This is a genomic window from Sphingobium sp. (assembly GCA_023266575.1).
GTDB lineage: Bacteria > Pseudomonadota > Alphaproteobacteria > Sphingomonadales > Sphingomonadaceae > Sphingobium.
On the sequence record JAHFPV010000007.1, the window covers coordinates 103,780 to 125,846 of the forward strand.

At 63.8% G+C, this 22,067-nt stretch carries 18 protein-coding genes, 1 pseudogene and 1 riboswitch; of the genes and pseudogenes, 9 read left to right on the forward strand and 10 right to left on the reverse strand.

What is annotated here, in order from left to right:
- Positions 1-170: 170 nt before the first annotated feature.
- The 3 genes from Q0D44_RS09065 to Q0D44_RS09075 are packed head-to-tail and all read left to right on the forward strand — an operon-like array spanning position 171 to position 2,394.
- On the forward strand, positions 171-1,130 hold the full coding sequence (locus Q0D44_RS09065; RefSeq protein ID WP_294135546.1) for a fumarylacetoacetate hydrolase family protein: 960 nt from the start codon (positions 171-173) through the stop codon (positions 1,128-1,130).
- Positions 1,127-1,642 (forward strand): cupin domain-containing protein, encoded by a 516-nt coding sequence (locus tag Q0D44_RS09070; RefSeq protein WP_294135548.1) that lies wholly within the window; start codon positions 1,127-1,129, stop codon positions 1,640-1,642. Before Q0D44_RS09065 ends, Q0D44_RS09070 begins: the two co-directional genes overlap by 4 nt.
- On the forward strand, positions 1,639-2,394 hold the full coding sequence (locus Q0D44_RS09075; protein WP_294135551.1) for an SDR family oxidoreductase: 756 nt from the start codon (positions 1,639-1,641) through the stop codon (positions 2,392-2,394). The genes Q0D44_RS09070 and Q0D44_RS09075 overlap by 4 nt, the downstream gene beginning before the upstream one ends.
- Here the strand turns inward: Q0D44_RS09075 and Q0D44_RS09080 are convergent.
- The 7 genes from Q0D44_RS09080 to Q0D44_RS09110 all read right to left on the reverse strand — a co-directional run bounded on the left by Q0D44_RS09080 (position 2,391) and on the right by Q0D44_RS09110 (position 10,095).
- Positions 2,391-3,176: an SDR family oxidoreductase gene (locus Q0D44_RS09080; protein ID WP_294135553.1), complete on the reverse strand. Its 786-nt coding sequence runs from the start codon at positions 3,174-3,176 to the stop codon at positions 2,391-2,393. The genes Q0D44_RS09075 and Q0D44_RS09080 overlap by 4 nt on opposite strands.
- 22 nt (positions 3,177-3,198) lie before the next feature.
- Positions 3,199-4,005: an NAD(P)-dependent oxidoreductase gene (locus Q0D44_RS09085; protein ID WP_294135554.1), complete on the reverse strand. Its 807-nt coding sequence runs from the start codon at positions 4,003-4,005 to the stop codon at positions 3,199-3,201.
- 19 nt (positions 4,006-4,024) lie between these two features.
- A complete protein-coding gene (locus Q0D44_RS09090) occupies positions 4,025-4,783 on the reverse strand; it encodes an SDR family oxidoreductase (RefSeq protein WP_294135556.1) in 759 nt (252 codons plus the stop codon).
- Positions 4,780-5,580, reverse strand: coding sequence for a carboxymuconolactone decarboxylase family protein (locus tag Q0D44_RS09095; protein ID WP_294135558.1), 801 nt, complete (start codon positions 5,578-5,580; stop codon positions 4,780-4,782). Before Q0D44_RS09095 ends, Q0D44_RS09090 begins: the two co-directional genes overlap by 4 nt.
- On the reverse strand, positions 5,577-7,061 hold the full coding sequence (locus Q0D44_RS09100; protein WP_294135560.1) for an aldehyde dehydrogenase family protein: 1,485 nt from the start codon (positions 7,059-7,061) through the stop codon (positions 5,577-5,579). The genes Q0D44_RS09095 and Q0D44_RS09100 overlap by 4 nt, the downstream gene beginning before the upstream one ends.
- A gap of 210 nt (positions 7,062-7,271) precedes the next feature.
- The gene (gene tenA / locus Q0D44_RS09105; protein WP_294135562.1) at positions 7,272-7,934 is read right to left on the reverse strand and encodes a thiaminase II; all 663 of its coding nucleotides are present in this window, start codon (positions 7,932-7,934) and stop codon (positions 7,272-7,274) included.
- Between the two features lie 16 nt (positions 7,935-7,950).
- Positions 7,951-10,095, reverse strand: coding sequence for a TonB-dependent receptor (locus Q0D44_RS09110; protein WP_294135564.1), 2,145 nt, complete (start codon positions 10,093-10,095; stop codon positions 7,951-7,953).
- A riboswitch (TPP riboswitch) is annotated at positions 10,086-10,213 on the reverse strand. It overlaps the preceding gene by 10 nt.
- Positions 10,214-10,403: 190 nt before the next feature.
- On the opposite strand from Q0D44_RS09110, the gene Q0D44_RS09115 reads away from it, so the two are divergent.
- On the forward strand, positions 10,404-11,582 hold the full coding sequence (locus Q0D44_RS09115; RefSeq protein ID WP_294135566.1) for a carbohydrate porin: 1,179 nt from the start codon (positions 10,404-10,406) through the stop codon (positions 11,580-11,582).
- Here the strand turns inward: Q0D44_RS09115 and Q0D44_RS17480 are convergent.
- Positions 11,579-12,824 (reverse strand): annotated as a pseudogene (locus Q0D44_RS17480) (MFS transporter). The gene Q0D44_RS09115 and the pseudogene Q0D44_RS17480 sit on opposite strands and share 4 nt — an antisense overlap.
- A 157-nt stretch (positions 12,825-12,981) precedes the next feature.
- Between Q0D44_RS17480 and Q0D44_RS09130 the strand changes: the two are divergent.
- From Q0D44_RS09130 to Q0D44_RS09150, 5 genes are all read left to right on the forward strand, one after another.
- Complete coding sequence (locus Q0D44_RS09130; RefSeq protein ID WP_294135571.1) at positions 12,982-14,451, forward strand: aldehyde dehydrogenase; 1,470 nt, start codon at positions 12,982-12,984, stop codon at positions 14,449-14,451.
- A gap of 2 nt (positions 14,452-14,453) precedes the next feature.
- Positions 14,454-14,864, forward strand: a complete 411-nt coding sequence (locus Q0D44_RS09135; protein WP_294135574.1) for a hypothetical protein — start codon at positions 14,454-14,456, stop codon at positions 14,862-14,864.
- A 148-nt stretch (positions 14,865-15,012) separates the two neighbouring features.
- Complete coding sequence (locus Q0D44_RS09140) at positions 15,013-15,951, forward strand: AraC family transcriptional regulator (protein ID WP_294135576.1); 939 nt, start codon at positions 15,013-15,015, stop codon at positions 15,949-15,951.
- An 89-nt stretch (positions 15,952-16,040) separates the two neighbouring features.
- On the forward strand, positions 16,041-18,626 hold the full coding sequence (locus Q0D44_RS09145; protein WP_294135579.1) for a TonB-dependent receptor: 2,586 nt from the start codon (positions 16,041-16,043) through the stop codon (positions 18,624-18,626).
- A 2-nt stretch (positions 18,627-18,628) separates the two neighbouring features.
- Positions 18,629-19,714: an NAD(P)-dependent alcohol dehydrogenase gene (locus Q0D44_RS09150; protein ID WP_294135581.1), complete on the forward strand. Its 1,086-nt coding sequence runs from the start codon at positions 18,629-18,631 to the stop codon at positions 19,712-19,714.
- 3 nt (positions 19,715-19,717) lie between these two features.
- Here Q0D44_RS09150 and Q0D44_RS09155 read toward each other — a convergent pair whose 3' ends face one another.
- Positions 19,718-20,629 carry a CmcJ/NvfI family oxidoreductase gene (locus Q0D44_RS09155; protein WP_294135588.1) on the reverse strand — a complete coding sequence of 304 codons (912 nt, stop codon included), beginning with the start codon at positions 20,627-20,629 and terminating at the stop codon, positions 19,718-19,720.
- Positions 20,629-22,065 (reverse strand): aldehyde dehydrogenase family protein, encoded by a 1,437-nt coding sequence (locus Q0D44_RS09160; protein ID WP_294135590.1) that lies wholly within the window; start codon positions 22,063-22,065, stop codon positions 20,629-20,631. The genes Q0D44_RS09155 and Q0D44_RS09160 overlap by 1 nt, the downstream gene beginning before the upstream one ends.
- Positions 22,066-22,067: the final 2 nt, after the last annotated feature.

Consider the following 22,067-nt stretch of genomic DNA (forward strand, 5'->3'; position numbering starts at 1 on the left):
TCGATTGTCACGGCCTCCGCGCAGGGCGACCTGATCCATCTCGCCACAGACCGCGTCCTGTGGCGTGGATCAAATTGAAACGGTGGAAGCCCGCTATCCACGATTTCGCTTTGACGCAGCCGCCGCCCTGTCCCATCGCCAGCATCGACACAGATTGAGAGGGAGAGACGATGCGGCTCGCAACGCGCAGGGACGGCAGCAGGGACGGACGGCTGATCCTGCTATCGCCCGATGGCAATCATTATGCCGATGCTCCGGTCGCGACGCTCCAGCAGGCGATCGAACAATGGGACGCCGCACAGCCCGCGCTGGCCGCGATCAGCGACTTTCCTAACGCCATCGACCCCGCGACGCTCGCCGCACCCCTGCCGCGCGCCTGGCAGTGGCTCGATGGCTCGGCTTATGAAAGCCACGGCGCGCTGATGGACAAGGTGTTCGGCATCGTCCCGGAAAAGACCGGCCTTCCACTCATGTATCAGGGCGTGTCCGACCGTTTCTATGGCCCGACAGACGATGTTCCGATGCCCGACGAGGCGCTGGGAATCGATTTTGAGGGCGAGTTTGGGATCATCACCGACGCCGTGCCGATGGGCGCGACGCCCCACCAGGCGATGGCGCATATCCGCCTCATCGTACAGATCAACGACTGGTCGCTGCGCGCTTTGGCTGGTCCCGAAATGAAAACCGGCTTCGGCTGGGTACAGGCCAAGCCGCCCTGCACCATGGCGCCCTTCGCCGTGACGCCGGACGAACTGGGCGACCAGTGGCGCGATGGCCGGGTTTGCATGGACCTGCTCGTCGATTGGAATGGCGAACGCTTTGGCGCTGCCAATGGCGAGCCGATGGGCTTTGGCTTCCATGAACTGGTCGCCCACGCAGCCCGCACCCGACCGCTGGTAGCGGGCACGGTGATCGGGTCCGGCACCGTGTCCAACGCCAATTTTCGCGAGATCGGTTCTTCCTGCATCGCTGAGCGGCGCGGGATCGAAATTGTCGATGAAGGCGCGGCCCGCACCGCCTTCATGCGCTTTGGCGATCGTGTCCGCATGGAAGGTCGCCTGGCCGATGGCCGCGCACCGTTCGGTATTATCGACCAGCAGGTCGTCGCCTATGCAGGAGCATCGTCATGACGGACCTCAGCGATTCCGGCCTGCCCCCGGTTCAGCGCGTCGTCACGGGCCATGATGCGGACGGCCGGGCCGTCTTCAAATCGGAAGATGTGACGCCAACGAAGATGATCCCGTCGGGCGACGCCGCCTTCCTCCTGCTCTGGACGACCGAAACGGTCCCGGCGGATAATAATGACGAAACCGACGGTCGCCTCCGCGACGCTGGCCTGACCCTCAGCCGCGGATCAGTGATCCGTATCGTCGATATGCTGCCCGGTAAGCAGTCGCCGATGCACCGCACCAACAGCATCGACTATGGCATCGTCATGTCGGGCGAAATCGAGCTGGAACTGGACGATGGCCGGGTGTCGACGGTGCGGGAGGGTGGCATCATCGTCCAGCGCGGCACCAACCATCTGTGGCGCAATGTCACCGACAAACCATGCCGCATCGCCTTCATCCTGATCGAGGCGCCCGCCTATCTCCACAATGGCCAGCCGTTGCCGGAGGATAAGCCTGAGGACAAGCATTGAGCCTGTTCGACCTCACCGGCAAAGTCGCGCTGGTCACCGGATCGACGCGCGGCATCGGCCTTGCCATCGCCCGCGCGCTTCAGGCCCAGGGCGCGCAAGTGGTGATTTCCAGCGAGGACGCTGCTGATTGCGCACGGGTTGGCCGCGATCTTGGCACATTGGCGATTCCGGCCGACGTTGCCGACGATACCCAACTCACAGCGCTGGTCGATGGGACGATCGCGCATCATGGCGGTCTCGACATACTCGTCTGCAATGCGGGCATCACCGGGCAGGCGGGGCCGTTCGCGACGATCGACATGGCCGACTATGCCCGTGTCATGGCGATCAACCTGCGCAGTCAAGTCGTGCTTTGCAATTTGGCGTTGCCGCACATCGCGCAGCGGGGCGGGGGATCGGCCATTTTGATCGCCAGTCTCTCTGGCCTGCGCGGCAATGGCGCGATCAACGCCTATGCGCTGGCCAAGGCGGGTGTGGCGCAACTCGCGCGCAACCTAGCGGTCGAATGGGGACCGCGCGCCGTGCGCGTCAACGCCCTGTCGCCCGGCCTCATCCGCACGGAATTATCCGCGCCGCTGCTCGCCAATAAAGGCTTCATGGCCCGGCGGATGCAGATGACCCCGCTGCGCCGCCCCGGCGAGATGGCGGAAGTGGCGGGCGCGGCGGTCTTTCTGGCGTCACCCGCCGGGGGCTTTGTCACCGGCCATAATCTGGTGGTCGATGGCGGTACGCTGATCACCGACGGCAGTTAGGGGCGCAGCACCCAGCCGCCATCGACATGCAGCGTCTGCCCTGTGATCCAGGCGCCGGCCTGCGAACAGAGCAGCAGCAACGCGCCGACCAGTTCGTCCGGTGCGCCACTGGCGCGGGTGCAGACGCTCATCGCCAGATATTGCGCGAAAGGGGAGCCTTCGGGCACCAACTTCGCGCCCGCTTCGCTGGTGACGTTGCCCGGCGCGATCGCGTTGGCGGTGATGCCGTCCCGGCCCAACTGCTTGGCCATGGTGGTGGTGAGGCCGGTCAATGCCAGCTTGCTGACGCCATAGATGGACACGGCAGGGAAAGCACCGCCCGACACCTGATTGATGATGCGGCCACCGCCGCGCGCCCGCATCGACGGGATGACCGCCTGCGCACAACGCAGCGCGCCGGTCACATTGACGGCCATGATTTTGTCCCATTGATCGAACGGCACGTCGGCGACGTTCAGCTGTCCCAGTTCCAGCATCAGCGCGGCGTTGTTGACCAATATATCGACCCCGCCAAAGGCCTTCTGCGCAGCCGCCGCCATCGCGGTGACCTGATCGTCCTGGGTGATATCGACCCCGACGGCAATGGCCCGGCCACCCGCCGCAATGATTTCGTCAGCGACGGCCTGCGCGCCTGCCAGATTGATGTCGGCGACAACGACGGCGGCACCCGCGGCGGCGAGGCCCGTCGCATAGGCGCGACCGATGCTGTTACCGCGCCCGCCCGCGCCGGTGACGATGGCGACTTTGCCGTCCAGACGGAACTGGTCGATGGAAAAGGACATAAAGGCTCCTGCGAATGAAGGGTCAGGCGGCGGCGCTGTGCGCGACCAGATCGAGATAGGGGTGAGCGGTGTCGCGCAACACGGCAAAGGATGGCGCGTCGCCCATCACCTCGCCGAGCAGCCCGACATCCTTGGCGAGCAATTTGGCGCCATGAGCGAAGGCACCAACGCTCGGCTGGCGGGCATAGACATCAAAGCCGAAGCTGCGCCCGCTGCTGACCTTGACCAGTTCGGCGAGTGCCGCGCGATCGACGCCGATCGCGTCCGCCGCTTCGAGCGCATTATGCGCCAGCGCCATATGGGCAGCCATCAGCGCATTGTTGATGAGCTTGGCATTTTGTCCGGCACCGACATCGCCCAGATGGACGATGGTCCCGGCAAAGGCGCGCAACAGGGGCGTGACCTTCGCCACGACATCGGCATCGCCACCCAGCATCACGGTGAGCGTTCCGGTTGCCGCGCCACCACCGCCACCGCTGACCGGCGCATCAACCAGGCTGATGCCGCGCGCAGCGGCCTGATCCGCAAGGCCAGTGCAGGTGCGGGGATGGATGGTTGAATGGATGATGATGATGCCGCCGGAAGCCATGGCCGGAATCAGATCGGCACAAATCGCCTCTACCCCGGCATCATCCACCACGCAGACCGCAACGATAGCGCACGCCGCGCCCAGCGCGGTTACGCTGTCGGCAAAGGTCGCACCGCTATGGCGATAGGGGGCCAGGCTGTCGGGGCGACGCGCCCATAGCATCACCGGATGGCCCGCCTCGATCAGGCGCTGCGCCATCGGGCCGCCCTGACTGCCCAGACCAATGAAACCGACCGTCATTCCGCTATCCTCCCCCGTTTCACCCTGCGGTGATGCCACGGTCGATGTTGATGCAGGCGCCATGGAAGCCCTGCGCTGCGGGCGAGGCAAGCCAGGCGATCGTCTGGGCGACCTCGTCCACCTCAACCAGACCGCGTAGACCGGAAAAACGGGCGATCAGCGACGGGTCGATATTGTCCGGCATGGTCAAGCCGGTGACGATACCGGTCATCATGCCGCCCGGCGCAACCGCATTGATGCGGATCGGCTGGTGCATATATTCCATCGCCAGCGCCTTGGTCATATGGGTCAGCCCCGCCTTGCTGGCGCAATAGGCGGCAAGATAGGCTTCGCCGACAAAGGCGGCCGATGACGTCACGTTGACGATCGCGCCATTCTGTTCCAGCAGGTGCGGGATGGCCGCCTGGCACAGGTAGAAGGGGGCATGAAGATTGACCGACATCGTCAGCATATAATCGCGCGCGGCCATGTCCGGCGTGTGCGCGAATTTGATGACACCCGCGACATTGCACAGCGCGTCAAGCCGACCGAAGGCGCTCACCGTCGCTGCGACGGCTGCGGCGCAATTGTCGGGCTGCGACAGGTCGGCGCTATGGATGTGGGCCACCCCGCCGTTCGCCGTGATCTCCCCGGCGGTGTCGGCCAGCCCCTGCGCATTGACATCGACGATGCAGACGCTGGCACCGGCGCGGGCCAGCGCGATGGCTGTTGCCCGGCCAAGGCCGGAAGCTGCACCGGTGACGAGCGCCACCTTGTCCACCATGGATGCAGGGGTCATGCGTCTGTCTCCTTTGCGCCAAAGGCCAGACCCTTGGCGACCTGTGCGCCCTGTTCGATCACTGCGCCTTGCGCGACCGATGCCTTGGGCCAGCCAGCATGGATCGCATATTGCAGGACGAATTCGAACATCTCGCTTTGGGTCGTATTGCCGCTCTTAATCGCAGCGTAGATATGGGTGTGGATCGGCGTATAGGCGGCTGAATCGCAGACCCCGACCAGCGTGATCCAGCGGCGCGCCCGCTGGTCCAGGCCGGGCCGGTTCCAAATTTCGCCAAAGACATAGCCATTGATTCCGGCCTCAAAATAGGCAGTTTTCGCAGGCGGGCCGCCAAAGGTCATGACGTCGATGAAGGCAGCTATGCCGTCCGCCATCCGCACATCATGCTGCCATGGTTCGGCCCGGATTGGCGGCACGTCGGCGGGGGACAAGCCCAGTGCGTCGGCAGCGCTGCTGACCGCTTCATCAAACAAAGCGCCCGCGCTCCATCCGCAATAGATGGCGGAATGGGTCGCGGCTTCGCGCAGTTCAGCCAGCATCAGATCGCCATTTTTGAGCGCCCCCCGCGCATAGGCCGTGGCCATCGCGCGATGGCCGGTATTGGCGGCGCTCGCCAGCGCGATCAGGTAGCGTGAGCGGCGGTCGAGGGCGTCGCGCGACCAGACTTCGGCAAAGACGAAATCGCGCCATGACTGGTCGTAGAGCGTCGCCGCTTCCGGCGCTTGCAGATCGAGTATCTCGCCCTGCAAGGCCAGGCCGCGCGCCGTGCGCTGCTGCGGATCGAGCAGCGTCATCATGCCACCGCCGGGAGAGTCAGATTGACGTAAACATTCTTGATCCGCAGAAATTCATGCAGACCTGCTTCTCCGCCCAAACGGCCATAGCCGCTTTGCTTCATCCCGCCGAACGGAACGCAGGGGGTCATGGCTTCGCCGGACGCATTGACCTGAATCTGCCCGGCGTCCAGCTGGCTTGCGACATGATGGGCGCGGCGCAGATTTTGCGTGTGAATATAACCACCCAGGCCGAAATCGCTGTCATTGGCGATCGCGATCGCCTCCTCCTCGCTGTCGAAGGGGGTGACCGTCAGGACCGGGCCAAATATCTCTTCGCGGGCGACAGGATGGTTCGGGTTGATATCGGCCAATATCGTCAGTGGCAGGAAATAGCCGTCGGCATAATCACCCTCCAGCCGCGCGCCCCCCGCAACGACCCGCGCGCCGTCGGCCTTGGCCGCGTCTACGATCCCGGCGATGCGATGCAGGGCAGGCTGGGAGATGACCGGACCGAGCGCCACCGTCTTGTCGAACGGGTCGCCGACGGGGACATGCGCCGCCATGGCACCCAACATCTGGAGATATTGTTCGTAGATCGGCCGCTGGACCAGCAGGCGCGTGCCATTGACGCAGCCCTGGCCGTTGGCGCTGACGCCCCCGGACAGGCCACGTCGGGCCGCTTCCTGAAGATCAGCGTCGGCAAAGACGATCACTGCCGACTTGCCGCCCAATTCTAGGCCGCAGGGCTTGAGCGTTTCCGCCGCGTTGCGCAGCACCGTCTTGGCCGTCGCACCGCTGCCGACGAACTGGATCTTGTCGATGCCGGGATGCGCGACCATTGCCGCCCCGACATCAGCGCCACCGGCAACGACATTGACGACCCCGGCTGGGAAGCCCGCCTCCAGCAGCAATTCGCCCAGCCGCATGACGGCCCATGGGGCAAGTTCGGGTGCCTTGAGGACGATGCAATTGCCCGCCGCCAGTGCCGGGGCCAGCACCATGGTCGCGGCGAAGAGCGGCCCATTCCACGGCACGATCGCGCCGACCACGCCATAGGGTTCATAGGCGACATAATCATGGGCAGGGCTGCCCCAGGTCGGCACGGTCTGCCCCTGAATCTTGTCGGCCCAGCCGCCAAAATAGCGGAATTTCTGTGCCGCATCCATCGCGACGAACGGCGCTGCGCGGATGATCGAGCCATTTTCGATGACGCTGAGCGTGGCCAGCTCCATCATCGCCTGTTCGAACAGAGCCGCCGCCTTGAACATCAGGTCGCGGCGCTTGTCCCCTGCCAGCGCGCGCCAGCCCGGCAGCGCAGCCCTGGCCGCCTTTACCGCCGCATCGACATCATCGGCATTGCCCAGTTGCAGGCTGCGCGTGACCTGGCCGGTGGCGGGATAGATATGGTCGTGGATCGCGCCGCCGCCCGCTTCGGCCCGGCGATCGCCGATCAGGATGGGATGGCGCGGCAGCAGATCGATAGCGGGTTGGGTAAAAGCCATTCATCCCTCCTGTTGCGCCATCCGTCGGATTTGGCGTCTAGGAGCGGAAGATAGCATAATATGCGCGTATTACTACAGGTTCATGGCGGATTTAAGCCATATCGCAGTAGCGTTGCGGATATTATGTGCGTATAAATATATCTATGCTATCGGGGCGTCGGCGTCGCTCCATCCGTCGCAGTTGCAAGGATCGCCGCCGATTTGCGCGCATCAGACCGGCCAGCGTTCAAGCCGCCAAGCGGAATCCCAGAACATCCATTCGTAACGGGTCGCGTTGCGGAAGGCGCGCGCCATGGCGTCGCGCATTGTCGGCGTTGTGGCGGCGGCGGCTTCGTCCACCAGCGCGCGGACCCGGTCGGTCGCTGCGCCAAAGCCGGGGTCGGCATAGGTGTCGATCCATGGCGCATAGGGGTTGAGGCTGGTGGCGCGCGGCTTGATGGCGCAGCCGACCTCCCAATAGACCCAGAAGCAGGGGAGGATGCCTGCGATCAGTTCCTCATAGCTGCGGGTCGCGGCCAGGCTGGCCAGATAGCTGGTATAGCCAAGGCAGGCCGGGGTCGGTTCGGCGGCCTGTGCCATCGCTGCTGTCACGCCGAACTGTGCGAAGAAGGCCTGATGCAGGCCTTCCTCCACCTGCACCGCGACCTTGGCCCCATCGGAAAATTCCAGCCGTCCGGCAGCGCTGGGTGCGCGGGCCGCAGCGATCGCCAGCACGCGGGCATATTCGGCGAGGTAGAGGCTGTCCTGCACGATATAATGCTGGAAACTGTCGCGCGGCAGCGTGCCGTCGGCCAGTGCGGTCAGGAAGGGATGGGTCAGGATCGCCTGCCGCAGCGGGGCGACGTCTGCCCAGATCTGATCGCAAAAGCCCATCGCTATGTCCTTTTCGTCAGAAACGCACGGAGGCGCTGGCGCCGAACTGGCGGCCGGTGTTGATGGTGAAACTGTCGAACGGGCCGTTGGGACCAAGGCCCAGCAGCAGCGGCAATTGCTGTTGGCCGAACGCCGAGATCGCCCAGCGTTTATCGAGGAGGTTCTTCGCCCAGAGGTCGAAGGTCCATGCGCCATGGCTGACGCCGATCCGTCCGTCGACCAATGTGTAGCCGGGCGAATGGAGGATATTGTCGATCTCAAAATCGACGCGGGACACATAGGCGACACTGAGCCGTACATCCACAGTTGCTGGACCAGTCGCGCCCTGCCATCCCAAGCCGCCATTGATGGTCCAGTCGGGCGCGTTGGGGGTCCGCTGGCCGCTAATGTCGAGGATGGCTGGTTCGCCCGGTTCTGGCGTGGGGTTGGGGGTGAAATAGGGGCCGGTGCGGCTGTGGGTCCAAGCCAGCCCACCGTCGAGACTGAAGCCCGCACCTAGCGCCGCTTGCGCCGATGCCTCGATCCCGTGGACATCGACCTGCGGCACCGACAGCACGACCGAATTGCCCAGGAATACGGTGTTCTGGAAATTGTCATAGTCGGTGACGAACCCGGCCAGCGATAGGCGAACGCGGCCATCGGCGCTCTCGCCCTTGACCCCCGCCTCGATCGACCGGGCGGTTTCGGCCGGGAACACCGCCTGCCATACGTCGGCCGGGCCGGGCAGGGGGTTGAAACCGCCCGCCTTGAATCCGATCGCGCCGGTGACATAGGCGGTCAGATGATCGGTCGGCCGCCAGGCGATAGACAATTTGGGCTGCCACTTCTCGAACGTCCGGGCGCGTTGGGCAACGGTTGTGCCGCTAACGGTGCCGACCGTATCTTCCTTGCGCCGGTCGCGGTCGTAGCGCAGCGCGAGGGTCGCTTCGACCTGGGGCGTGATGTCATAGCTGGCCTGTCCGAAAATGCCGATCTGGCTGGATCGGGTTTCGGCGCGGAACGCTTCGCCACCGAACAGCAGCGGGCCGAAATCATCGGTGCGGTCGCGCTCCAGCCGCTGGTAGAACAGGCCGACATGCCAGCGTAGCGGCCCGTCGCCGCGCGAGGTCAGCCGGGTTTCGCTGGTCCATGCCTTGATATCAACAGGTTGGGCAATGGGTTGGATACCATCTGGAAAGGCTGGGACGCCAAAGAAGGTCAGCGGCTTGTCGTTGCGGAAATCCAGTTCCTCAACGAAATCCTTGTGATAATCGTCATAGCCACCAGTCCATGTGAAGAGCAGCGCGTCGCCCGCTTCCTGTTCATAACTGGCCTGCGCGCCCCACCATGTGCGCGATGCCCGGCCTTCAAAATCGCCGAACGGGTTGGTCAGCGCCGCGCCCGACAGTCGCCCGCCATAGAGACCGGTGACATTGCCCGACGAGATATAGGCCGCGCCGCCTTCCTCATTGGCCCAGCCTAGTCGGAAGCGGAAAGTGGCGGTTTCGTTGAGTGCGACCTTGGCCTTCAGGCGCAGATTGCGGCTAATGCTGCCATCGACCTTCTTCTCGAGGAACGTGTTGCGGATGAAGCCGTCGCTGTTGCGATAGGAACCGGACAGACGCAGTTGCACCTGATCCGACACGGGGGCGTTGACCACGCCATCGGCGGTCCAGGTCAGGCCGTTGCCGATGCCGACTGCTGCCTCGCCGCCCCAGTCCGGGCCGGGATCATTGGTGGTCATGGCAATCGCCCCGCCCGACGCGGAACGACCGAACAACGCGCCCTGCGGCCCCTTCAAAATCTCAACCCGCGCCAGATCATAAGGGCGCAGCGTGAACAGTTCGGAATCGGGCAGCGCGAGGCCATCGACGATATAGGCGATCGACGGAGACTGGCTGCGATTGGTGGATATGCCGCGCACGGAAATAAGGTTGGTGCCGGGGTCCTGATCGTTGATGATGAAGATGCCCGGCGTCGCGGCGATGAAATCGTCGATCGTGGTCAGGCGGCGCGCAGCGATGGCGGCTGGACCATAGACGGCGATCGTGTCCGGCACCCGGATTTCCGCTTCCTCGCGGCCGCGCGCGGTTACGACGATGCCGTCATCGGCATGGGCGATGCCAGCCCCCAGCAATAGCGCGATCGAGATGGCAGGTGACGTAATGGCGTAAAAACGCATATCCCTATTCCTCCGCCGGTGTGAGCCGGATCAGGTTCGCGGGTTTGCCGACTGGACGCCCCCTGCGCCCGATCCGCCTCTCAGCCCTGACAGCGCCAGGACACCCCGTGGGTTGAAACTGAGCGTGCGCCTATGGCGTCCTGCGCCGCGCGTCAAATGATCGCTGGGGGCCTTGCGCATATTCCTGCCGAAGCGGGGGTGGTTTTCAGTCAGCTATGGCGTCGATCGAGGATGATCCGTTATCGACGGCGTGGCCAAGCCCTTATTGTTCCTGTGGCTATGATTCATGCTTACCCCCTGGTCCCGTCATGGTGATGATCGCCCCCTTTTTGCTGCTGGCCGCCGCGGCGGGCGATGCGATGCCGTCGCGCCCCCATTCGCATATCCATGCAGCGGGAGAGATTGACGAGACGCAGGGGCCGCTGCTGCTGGAGGTCACCTATACCGGCGAAGTGATGGGCAATGTGGCGGGCGGGGTGAAGCGGCGCGCGCGCTATCTCGACAATCTCGACATTGTGCTGGAGGCTAATCTGGAAGCGATGCTGGGCTGGCGGGGAGCCGAGGCGCATGTCTATGGCATTTATAATAATGGCGCGTCGATCTCCGATGCGGTGGGCGACGCCCATGCCGTCAGCAATATCGAGACGGGGACGCGGGCGTTCAAACTTTATGAAGCTTGGATCGACCAGATGGTTGCGCCCGGCCTGTCGCTGCGCGCGGGCCTGTATGACCTCAATTCGGAATTTGATTCGCTCGATGCGGCTGGGGTGTTCGTCGGCAGCGCCCATGGCATTGGTAGCGATATTTCGCTGACCGGTCGCAATGGTCCGTCGATCTTTCCTTCGACATCTTTGGCGGCGCGGGTCGAATGGCGGCCTGCCAAGGGCTGGGCGGTGCGCGCCGCCGTGCTGGACGGGGTGCCGGGCGATCCCGATCATCCCGCTCGCACCGCGATCAAGCTCGGCAAGGGCGACGGCGCGCTGCTGATCGGTGAGTTGGAAGCGCCTGTCGCTGGCGCGCGGCTATTGCTGGGTCACTGGCGCTATACCGCGACCTTCGATGCGTGGGACGGAAGCCGGGGACAGGGCAATGCCGGTGTCTATCTGCGCGGCGAAATGCCACTGATGAGTGATGGTGAGGAACAGATTGACGGCTTCTTCCGGCTCGGCACGTCGAGCGGCCGGTTCAATATGTTCGACCGGTTCGCCAGTATGGGCGTGAAATGGAAAGGCGCATTGGCCGGGCGACCGGAGGATGAACTGGGTCTGGCGGTCATTACCGCCACGACATCTGCCGACTATCGCCGCACCGGTGGCGCAGGCCGTTCCGAATCCGTCGCCGAATTCACCTATCGCGCGCCGCTTTCCCATTGGCTCACCGTGCAGCCCAATATGCAATATGTCCGCAATCCCGCCGCCGACCCGACGATCCGCGACGCCTGGGTGGTCGGGCTGCGCTTTGCCGTCGGGTTCCGGCTGATCGATTAAGCGGTTGCGTCAGGCTGGCCCGCGCGGCGCGCGGCGGGCAGGGCCAATGTGATGAGCAGGCAAAGCGCCATGGGCAGGATGGCGAACAGGAAAAATTGGCTCGGCCCTGCGCCGTGGCCGATCAGCCAGCCACCGGCCAGCGGGCCACCGATCGCGCCGATCCGGGCCACGGCGACGCCGAAGCCGATAGCAGTAGCGAGGCAATCGGGCGGAAAGACACCGGTGACGACCGCCATGATGCACAGATGCACCCCGACAATGCCACCGCCCGCGACCAGCAGCAGCATGTTCCACGACAAAGGGTCGGCGGGCAGGATCGCCAGCAGGGTGAAGGCGACGATGATCGTGACATAGGCACCCGCCAGCGCCAGCACGGCATGATTGCGATCGATCAGCCAGGCGAGCGCGAGAGCAACGATCAAGCCGCCCAACTGGATGATGGTGATCGAGCGCGCTGCCTGATCCAGTGTAAAGCCCGCCTGCGGCAACAGGGTTGGTGCCCAACTGGTGATAAGATAGAGGCCAAAGGCATTGATACCATAGAGTAATGCAAAAATGACGGTCGGGAACCGCAACGGTTTGCGCAATATACGGGCAAGCGGGCGGGTGTCGGGATTGTCAGCCGATGGCGCCATTTTCTGTTCGATCGGGAACAGCAGAAAAAGGGCCGCGGCCAGCACCAATGTCGCGGCACCCGGCAGCAGGAACAGGGCGCGCCACCCGCCCAGCGCAACCAGCGGCGGCGCGATCAAACCCGCCGCGATCGCGCCAAAGGAAATGCCGAGCGATACGATCGTCAACGTGCTGGCGCGTCGCCCCGGTGGCGCCCAGTGCGGTGACATTGGGCAGACATGCCCCCAGCGCCAGACCGGTCAGCAAGCGCCAGACGATGAAGCCGCCGATGCTCGTTCCGGTGGCGGTTGCCATGGTCAACAGGCCGATACAGATGACAGAAAGGATGATCGTCCGGCGGCGGCCGAAGCGGTCGCCCAGCGGTGCCAGCAGGACCGCGCCGACGCCCAGCCCCAACAATACCGCCGACAGGGCAAAACCAAAGCGGGCAGGCGCAATGTCGAGCGCCGTTGCAATGTGGGGGAGCGCCAGCGGCAGCGCCGCCAGATCATAGCCGTCGATGAACAGCACCAGGCCGCACAGAAATAGCGAAACGATCAGGCGCGGGGTAAAACCCGTGGCGTCGCTGGTCACGCGGCCTGCTCCAGCGGGCGGGTCATGGATCGGCATTCCTCTTATTTTTATCGTAACGAATGATATAATAGGGTTGGCCGGACCCGGACTGTCAAGCGCTAAAAAAGCCGATGCGACAGCTTGCGATAATAATAACGTTCGTTATAGTTTGCCAATGACAGGCGTGCAGCGCCGATCAGGAAGAGGATAGACCATGGTTCCCGACAACATCCATATCGCCCATCCCGACAAGCTGTTCATCGGCGGCGCGTGGGTCGAATCGACGGGCCACGGCGTGATCGAGATCGTCTCTCCCAATAGCGAGGAAGTCATTGCCCGCGTCGTCGATTGCACGGAAGCGGATATGGACCGCGCCGTCGCTGCCGCGCGCAAGGCGTTTGATGATGGGCCATGGTCGACCATGGCACCTGCCGATCGCGGCGCAATTGTGCGGCGGATGGGGGATGAACTGGGCAAGCGCGCGCCTGAACTCGCCGCCGCCTGGACCGCGCAGGTCGGTGGTCTCGCCAGTTTCGCGCCGATCATGACCGGCGGCGCGACAGCGACGCTGATGGCGATCGCAGGCTATGCCGACAGCTTTCCCTTTGTCGAAAAGCGCCCGTCGAGCCAGGTCCATACCGCCATCGTGGCGCAGGAACCTGCTGGCGTCGTCGCGGCGATCGCGCCATGGAACGCGCCCTATGGCATCATGTCGGCCAAGGTCGCCTATGCCATGGTCGCAGGCTGCACCGTCATCATGAAGCCATCGCCCGAAACCCCGCTGGAGGCCTATATCATGGCCGAAGCGGCGGAGGCGGCAGGCGTCCCAGCGGGCGTCGTCAATCTGGTCGCTGCGGGGCGCGATGCGTCCGACCATCTGGTCCGCAACCCCGGCATCGACAAGGTGACTTTCACTGGATCGACTCTGGCGGGCAAGCGCATCGGCGAGGTATGCGCAGGGCGGATCGCGCGCTGCACGCTGGAACTGGGCGGCAAGTCGGCGGCCATCGTGCATGACGATTTCCCCATCGAGGCGGCTGCCGCGATCCTGGGCAACACCATCACCATCATGAGCGGGCAGGTATGCGCAATGCTGAGCCGCGCCATCGTGCCGCGTCACCGCCATGACGAACTGGCCGACGCGATCGCCAAGGTGATGCAGGGTATCCGCATCGGTCATAGCGAGGCACCCGATACTCAGCTTGGCCCGGTGGCGATGAAGCGCCAGCTTGAACGGGTTGAGGAGTATGTCGCGATCGGCCGGACAAGTGCCGATCTGGTCACTGGCGGCAACCGCCCGGCCCATATGAACAAGGGCTATTTCATCGAGCCGACCCTGTTTGCCAATGTCGATAATAAGAGCCGCATCGCGCAGGAGGAAATTTTCGGCCCTGTGCTGTGCCTGATCCCCGCCGATGATGAGGAAGATGCCATCCGCATCGCCAATGACAGCGCCTTTGGCCTTAACGGATCGGTGCTGACCAATGACGCAGACGCCGCCTATCGTATAGGTCGCCGCATCCGCGCGGGCGGCTTCGGGCAGAATGGGATGAAGCTGGAATTCGGCCTGCCCTTTGGTGGTTTCAAACAGTCTGGCATTGGGCGCGAGGGCGGGGTGGAAGGACTGCACCCCTATCTGGAAAGCAAGACCATCCTGCTCGACGCGACGCCCGCCGGCTTCTGACCATGATCGCGCTGGACGCACAGGGGCGGGGGCAGGGGGCCGCCTATACCGCCGCGCGTATCATTTATGGGGGCTGGTTCCTGTTTTCGGGGGTGGAATATTTCACCCCCTTCGACCTTCAGCCGCTGGGCAACACGCCGCTGGCGCGCGAATTTACCCTGGCGCTGATCCACAGCGGCTTGTTCGCCTGGATCAAGGTGATGGAGGTGGTCGTGGCGCTGCTGGTGCTGGTAAACCGGGGAGTGCTGCCCGCCGCGCTGGCTAGCCTGCCGCTGAACGCCGTGATCGGTTACTGGAATTTCGTGCTGGATCCGGGCGTGGTCGAATATGCGTTCGGCATCGTCACGCTATTGCTCAACGCCATCCTGCTCTGGCCATGGCGCAGGGAATTGATGGGGCTGCTGCGCTGGTAGGTTGTGATATATCGGCCATATTGCCAGCTTCGTATGCCTGGGATACTTTCTCTTCCTGTGGGATGACTCGCTGACGACCAGCAATAGCGTCGCGGTGGGCGAAGAGAGGGATGCAGGGCATGGCTCATGATGTTCTAGATCGTGCGGAGTGGGTCCGCTGAGCGCGGTCGAGCGCTTTTCCACCCGGCTGGTGCCGCCGCCGCGTCGCCAGCGTTTCTGGCGCGAGGTTGTCGCCGAAGCCTTCCCCGGCATGACCGCCCATGCGCCCGAAGGCATCAAGGCCGATCTGGCGCGCTGGTCGCTGGGCGGCGTCGGGCTGGCACGCGCGCGCAGCGAACGGGCGCAGGTCAGCCGGGTCGCGACCGATGGCGATGAACGGCATCTCCTGCTCCATTTGCTCCATCGCGGGTCGATGACCATGCTGCATGGCGACCGCAGCAGCACCGCGCGGATCGGCGACATCGTGATCGCCGATGACCGCCACCCCTATGCCATCGACATTTCGCAATATAACGACTGCCTGATCCTCCAGGTGCCGGTTGCGATGATGGGCGATGATATTGCCGGGCGCGACTGGCATGGCTGTCTGATGCCATCGACCAATCCTAACGTCTTGTTCCTGGCCCATGTGCTCCATGGCCTGTGGTCGCAGCGGGACCAGTTTGCCGATCTGGACGACGATGCCGGGGTGCTGCTGGCCGATGCAGCGCGGATGCTCTGCCGTCGCAGCACCCTAGAGCGGCCCGCTATCCAGCTGCCGCGTTCCCCGGTCGACTATGTGCTGGAGCATCTGGGCAATCCCGATCTTGGTACGGCATTGATCGGCCAGGCGCTCGACCTCTCTCCCCGTGCGGTGCAAAAAAGCTTCGTTCGCCATGTCGGGCTGACCCCCACTGCCTTCATCACCGCGCGGCGGCTGGAGCGGGCGGCGGCTTTGCTGGCGCGCGAGGACGGGCGCACGATCACCGACGTCGCGTTCGAGGTGGGGTTCAACGATTCCGCTTTCTTTACCCGCTGCTTTCGTCGGCACTTCGGCGTGGCGCCCAGCCAGTGGCGGAGTGGCAATGCGCGTTCGCTTGCGTCCTGATAGCCGGTTCGCCCTAATCCAAGACCTGCCCCGCCGCTGCGCCTATCATCATCCCAAGTCGCCGACACAGGCGAGGCATTTTTGGGAGGATGAAGATGGGCAAGTCCATGATTGCGATGCTGATGGCGTCGAGCGCGCTGGTCGCGGCACCGGCGCTGGCGCAGGAGGCCGAACAGAGCGGCGGCATCGCCGAGATCGTCGTGACCGCGCAGAAACGCGCGGAAAATGTGCAGGACGTGCCGATTGCGATTTCGGCCTTCACCTCTGAATCCTTGCAGGAACGCGCGGTCGGCAGCGTGTCGCAACTCTCCGCCATCGCCCCCAACGTCAATTTGGACGCTGGCACCCCCTTTTCCGGCTCCACCGCCGTCTTGGCTGCCTATATTCGCGGCATCGGATCGGATGACTTTGCCTTCAACATCGATCCGGGCGTCGGCATCTATCTGGACGGCGTCTATCTGGCCCGCACGGTCGGTGCGAACCAGGATCTGCTCGATGTCGCGCGGGTCGAAATTCTGAAAGGGCCGCAGGGGACATTGTTCGGCCGCAACACGATCGGCGGCGCGATCTCCATTGTCACTGCCGATCCGGGCAAGGAGTTTACCGCCAAGGGCGATGTGACGCTGGGCAGCTACAAGCTGTTCCAGGCGCGTGGATCGGTGACCGTGCCGATCACCGATGGCCTCAGCTCCGCCTTCACCTTCGGCATCAAGTCGCGCGACGGGTTTTTGAAGCGCCTGCCCTATCCCGACCAGCGCGCCAATAATGCGCCGCCTTTCACCGCTTTCTCGGCCGCTGGCTATGACAGCGCAGGCAAGGAAGGCGAAAATGACAATTGGAACCTGCGCGGCAAGCTGCGCTGGGACAATGGTGGCGCAGTGCGGGCGACCTTCTCCGGCGACTATAGCAAGGACAAGGGTACGTCGGCGAACAAGTTGATCGGCACGGCGGAATTCGTTCCCGGCAATTTCGCTGGCACGACCAACCTGCCCGGCACAGCGTTCGATCCGACCGGCACCACCGGTTTCCTGTTCGCGGGACTGTATAATTTCTGCATCGGCAGCACCGGTGCGCAAATTGCTGCGCGCAATGCACAGGCGCTCTGCGGCGTTGCTGGCACCCAGTTCAACCCGCAATTCCAGCTGGCGAGCGTCGCCAGCGTGAATGTCGATGGCAATCCGGCCAATGATCGGCTGCCCTGGGACGGCCGCTATCTGATCGCCAACAAGGACCGCAGCTATGCCAGCGGCAACAGCTATTCCAATCTGGAAAGCTGGTGTCTGAGTGGCATCGTCGATTTCGACCTGGCCGACAATGTCGCGCTGAAATCCATCACGGCCTATCGTGAGCTGCACTGGAATGCGGGGCTGGACGCAGACGGATCGCCGCTCAACTTCCTGCAACTCAGCTTCACCATGAACCAGTGGCAGTTCAGCCAGGAATTCCAGCTGCTCGGAAACGCGTTTGACGAAAAGCTGCGCTATGTGCTGGGTGCCTATTATTTCAAGGAAGCGGGCGACCTGCATGACTATGTGACCTTTGGCGAAGGTCTGGTGCAAGTCGATGGTCCCAACCAGCTGGGGACCAAAAATTACGCCTTTTTCGGCCAGATCGATTATCGCCCGATCGATTTGATCGGTATCACCATCGGCGGCCGCTACACCAATGAACGCAAGCGGTTCGAGGGCGGGCAGCAAGAGCTGAACGGGTTTAACTATAAGCTGTTCGGCTGCGCCGACGCCAATGGCAATATCTTCCCCGGTGGTGCGTTCCCGCTGGCACCAGTGCCTTGCCAGCCAGCGCTAAGCTATCCCGACCCGACCAATCCCGTGCGGGTCTATACGCCAGGCGTCAATCGCAAGAAGTTCAACGACTTCTCGCCCAAAGTAGGCGTGCAAATCCATCCGTCCGAAGATGTCATGCTCTATGGCAGCTGGTCGAAGGGCTACAAGACTGGCGGCTGGACCACGCGCCTCACCAACCCGCAGGGCAACGTCGCGCCGGACTTTAACGAGGAAAAGGCGACGACCTGGGAAGCGGGGATCAAATCGACCCTGCTCGACCGCCATCTGCAACTCAACGCGGCGGTTTTCTCGACCAAATATCGTGACATCCAGCTCAATATCCAGGTCGGCACATCGCCCACCATCGCCAATGCGGGTGACGCACGCATCCGCGGTTTCGAGCTGGAAATGGTGGCCGCGCCGGTCGATGGCCTGACCATCAATGGGGCGGTCGGTTATATCGACGCGCAATATACGTCGGTGTCGGCGGGCGCAGCGGCGGTCGGCGGGGCCAATCCGTTCCAGGCGGGAACGCTGGTGGGCGAAACCCTGCCCAAGACCCCAAAATGGAAGGTCAATCTCAGCCCGCGCTACGAAGCAAAGCTTGGCAATGGCGGATCGGTCGTCCTGCTGGCCGACTGGACTTACACGTCGAGCGCTTGGAACGACACCCAGCGCACATTCCTGCTCAAGCGGGTATCGACCGACATCGTCAACGCCTCGATCAGCTATCGCGAGCCGGACGGCCACTGGTCGCTGACGGCGGGCGGCACCAACCTGACCGACAAACGCTTCCTGACGTCGGGTGGGTCGAACATTGCGGCGGGTGCGATCTTCGGCACCTATAACCGGCCGCGCGAATGGTATGTCCGCTTCGGCTTCGACTTCTGATCATGGGCAGCATCGCGATCGACGCGGCGGTGGTGGAGAGGGCTGGCAGCCCCTTCCGCTTCGAGACGCTGGCGATGGACGCGCCCGGTCCTGACCAGATCAGGGTGCGGCTCCACGCTTGCGGGATTTGCCACACGGACATGGTCATGCGCGATGGCGCGCTGCCCATCCCCTTCCCGGTCATATTGGGCCATGAAGGGGCGGGCGTGGTCGATGCGGTGGGATCGGGCGTTACTAGGGTCGCACCCGGCGACCATGTATTGCTCAGCTTCCACAGTTGCGGCGCGTGTGGTGCCTGTCACGATCATCAGCCCGGCTATTGCGTGGAATTCGTGCCGCGCAACTTTCTGGGGGTGACGCAAGCGGGGCAGGGCGGCATCTGGCGCGGAGACCAGCGGATCGGCGGCAATATTTTTGGCCAGTCGGCTTTTGCGACCCACGCCTTTGCGCATAGCGACAATGTGGTGCGGATTGACCAGGACCTGCCACTCGACATTCTAGCGCCGCTGGGTTGCGGAGTGCAGACCGGCGCGGGCACGGTGCTGGAAACATTGAAGGTCGCACCGGGCCAGTCGATCGCGATATTGGGCGCGGGCGCGGTCGGCCTGTCGGCGCTGATGGCGGCAGTGATCGCAGGCGCGGGGCGGATAATCGTGATCGATCGCCATGCCAGTCGGCTGGCGCTGGCGCGGGAACTGGGCGCGACAGAGACGGGGGATGATCTGGTGACGCTGGACGGACTGTTCGACCATATCGTTGATACGACCGGCGTAGCTGCGCTGCTCGGGATGGCGGTCGAGCGGCTGGCGCAGCGCGGCACTTTGGCGCTGGTCGGCGCCTATCCGCCCGGCGGTTTCAGCATTGACCCGTCATCCATCATGAGCATGGGGCGGCGGATTGTTGGCGTGGTGGAAGGCGGCATCGATCCGCAGACCTTCATCCCACGTCTGATCACTTATTATCGTGAAGGCCGCCTGCCGCTGGAAAAGCTAATCCAGCGATACGACTTCGCCGATCTGGAAGCCGCTTTTGCGGCGTCGGAAAGCGGGGCGGTAGTCAAGCCGGTGGTGGTGATGCCGCAATCCTGACCGTCACTCAAAGAAGGCGATTGCCCGCACCTCGATACTGGCCCGTGTCCTTGTGCCGGGCAGGCTGCTATCGTGGAAGGCGGTATGTGGGCAGCGCCAGGTGACGTCATGGTCGCTGTCCTGAAATTTGAACAGCAGCACATCGTCCGCCGCCATGTTGGAGAAATACCACCAGCGGTGGCGGTCGCGATGGCGGAAGATCGACGCGGCAATCATCTGATCCTCGCCATCGACCGGCGCGGTCAGCGCGTCGCCGACGGGCAAGTCATCGACCACGAACAATGTGTTGGACGTCGCTTCCTCGTCCGAAACGGTGCGCCCGTCGCATACCGCCAGCGGCCAGTCCTGCGGGCCGGAAGAAAAGCTGCGCCAGAAACTGACGCAGACATAGCGTTTATAGCCCGGCCTATCAGGAAAGGCTGTGGCATAGGCGCGTTCGGCGGCGCGGCGTCCCGTAATCTCATTATAATCGACATGCGCCTCGCCAGCCGGTGGCTGGATACCGCCTTCATGGCGATAATTGGCGACCTTCTCCTGCGCCCGTGCCGTCAGGTCAGCCGACGTGCGGATCATCCAGCCCCCCGCCGCCACGCAGCTTGCGCCGGTCAGGCTTTGGATCGCCGCTTCACATTCGCGCAGATAGAGGCGGTCAACCTCCGCCTTGTCCCAAAAATCGCTGATCGCGGTGCGATGCCTGCCCAGCATGAAGCCATGGGTGTCGAAGGCGAAATGATCGCGGATCGGCATCCCGTCGCGCACGACCATCGGATAGTCGCGATAGCGGCCGGTGTTGATCTCCAAGCCCTGCGACACATAGCGACGAGTGACGAAATCGCCTTCTTCGAGATAGCGGATCAGCGCGGGCGCCTGCCGCGCGCTGTCCTCGATCGCGTCTACGTCCAGCAGCGTCGCCATCAGTCCACCTCTTCCGGCAGCGCGCCGATGACGGACTTGACCTCCAGAAACTCCTCCAGCCCGAAACGGCCGAATTCGCGGCCATTGCCCGACTGCTTGTAGCCGCCAAAGGGCATGTCGAAGGCAAGGCCAACGGCATTGACGAACACCGCGCCCGCGCGCAGACGGCTGACGAATTTGCGCGCATGGGCCGGGTCGCCCGCGACATAGGCGCCCAGCCCATAGGGCGTGTCGTTGGCGATGCGGATCGCCGCCTCATCATCATCATAGGGCATCAGCACCAGCACCGGCCCGAAAATCTCCTCCCGCGCGATCGTCATGTCGGGCGTCACATTGGCGAACACGGTCGGGCGGACATAGCTGCCATGCGCCATCCCTTCGGGACGACCCAGCCCGCCGGTCACGAGCGTCGCGCCTTCGTCAATGCCAGTCTGGATCAGCGACTGGATGCGGTTCCACTGGCGCTGGCTGACGACCGGTCCGATATGGTCGCCCTCGACCTGCGGATCGCCGACCTTCTTGGCCGCGAACAGCGCGCCGACCTTTTGCGCGGCCTCGTCATGCTGCGAGCGATGCACCAGCATCCGCGTTGGCGCGACGCAGCTCTGGCCGCTGTTGAGCAGCACGCCGCCCACTCCTCCCGGCAAGGCGACGTCCAGCGGCGTGCCTTCCAGGATGATGTTAGGCGACTTGCCGCCCAGTTCCTGCGCGACGCGCTTGACCGTATCGGCGGCATTTTTGGCCACCATGATGCCCGCGCGGGTCGATCCGGTGAAGCTCACCATATCAATGTCGGGATGTTTGGCGAGCGCGGTGCCGACGCCTTCGCCATCGCCTTGCACCAGGTTGAACACGCCCGGCGGCACACCCGCGGCATCCATAATCTCGGCAAAGATCGCGGCGCAGCTTGGCGCTTCTTCGGAGGGTTTGAGGATCATCGTGCAGCCAGCGGCGAGCGCCGGGCCGACCTTGGCGAGGATCTGGTTCATCGGCCAGTTCCACGGCGTAATGAGCGCCACCACGCCGATCGCTTCGCGCACCACCCGGTTATTGCCGATCTTCTCGCTGAAGGCATAATCCTTGAGCGCTGCGAGCGCTTGCCCCAGATGGCCAAGGCCAGAACCCGCCTGCGCGGTCTGCGCGATAGAGATCGGGCAGCCCATTTCGGTGGCGATGGCGCGGGCGATGTCGGGGATGCGCTTTTGATATTCAGCGATGATGCGTTCGAGCAGCGCGATTCGCTCCTCCCGACTGGTGAGCGAGAAACTCTCGAACGCGCGCCGGGCGGCGATCGCCGCCGCGTCGACATCGGCCGCCGTGCCAAGAATCAGGTCGGCCGCGCTGGCGTCGGTCGCCGGGTTGATCACCGCGATGGTGCGGCCACCTTGGCTGTCGACCCATTGGCCATCGATATAATGCTGGAGTATATTGGGCATGG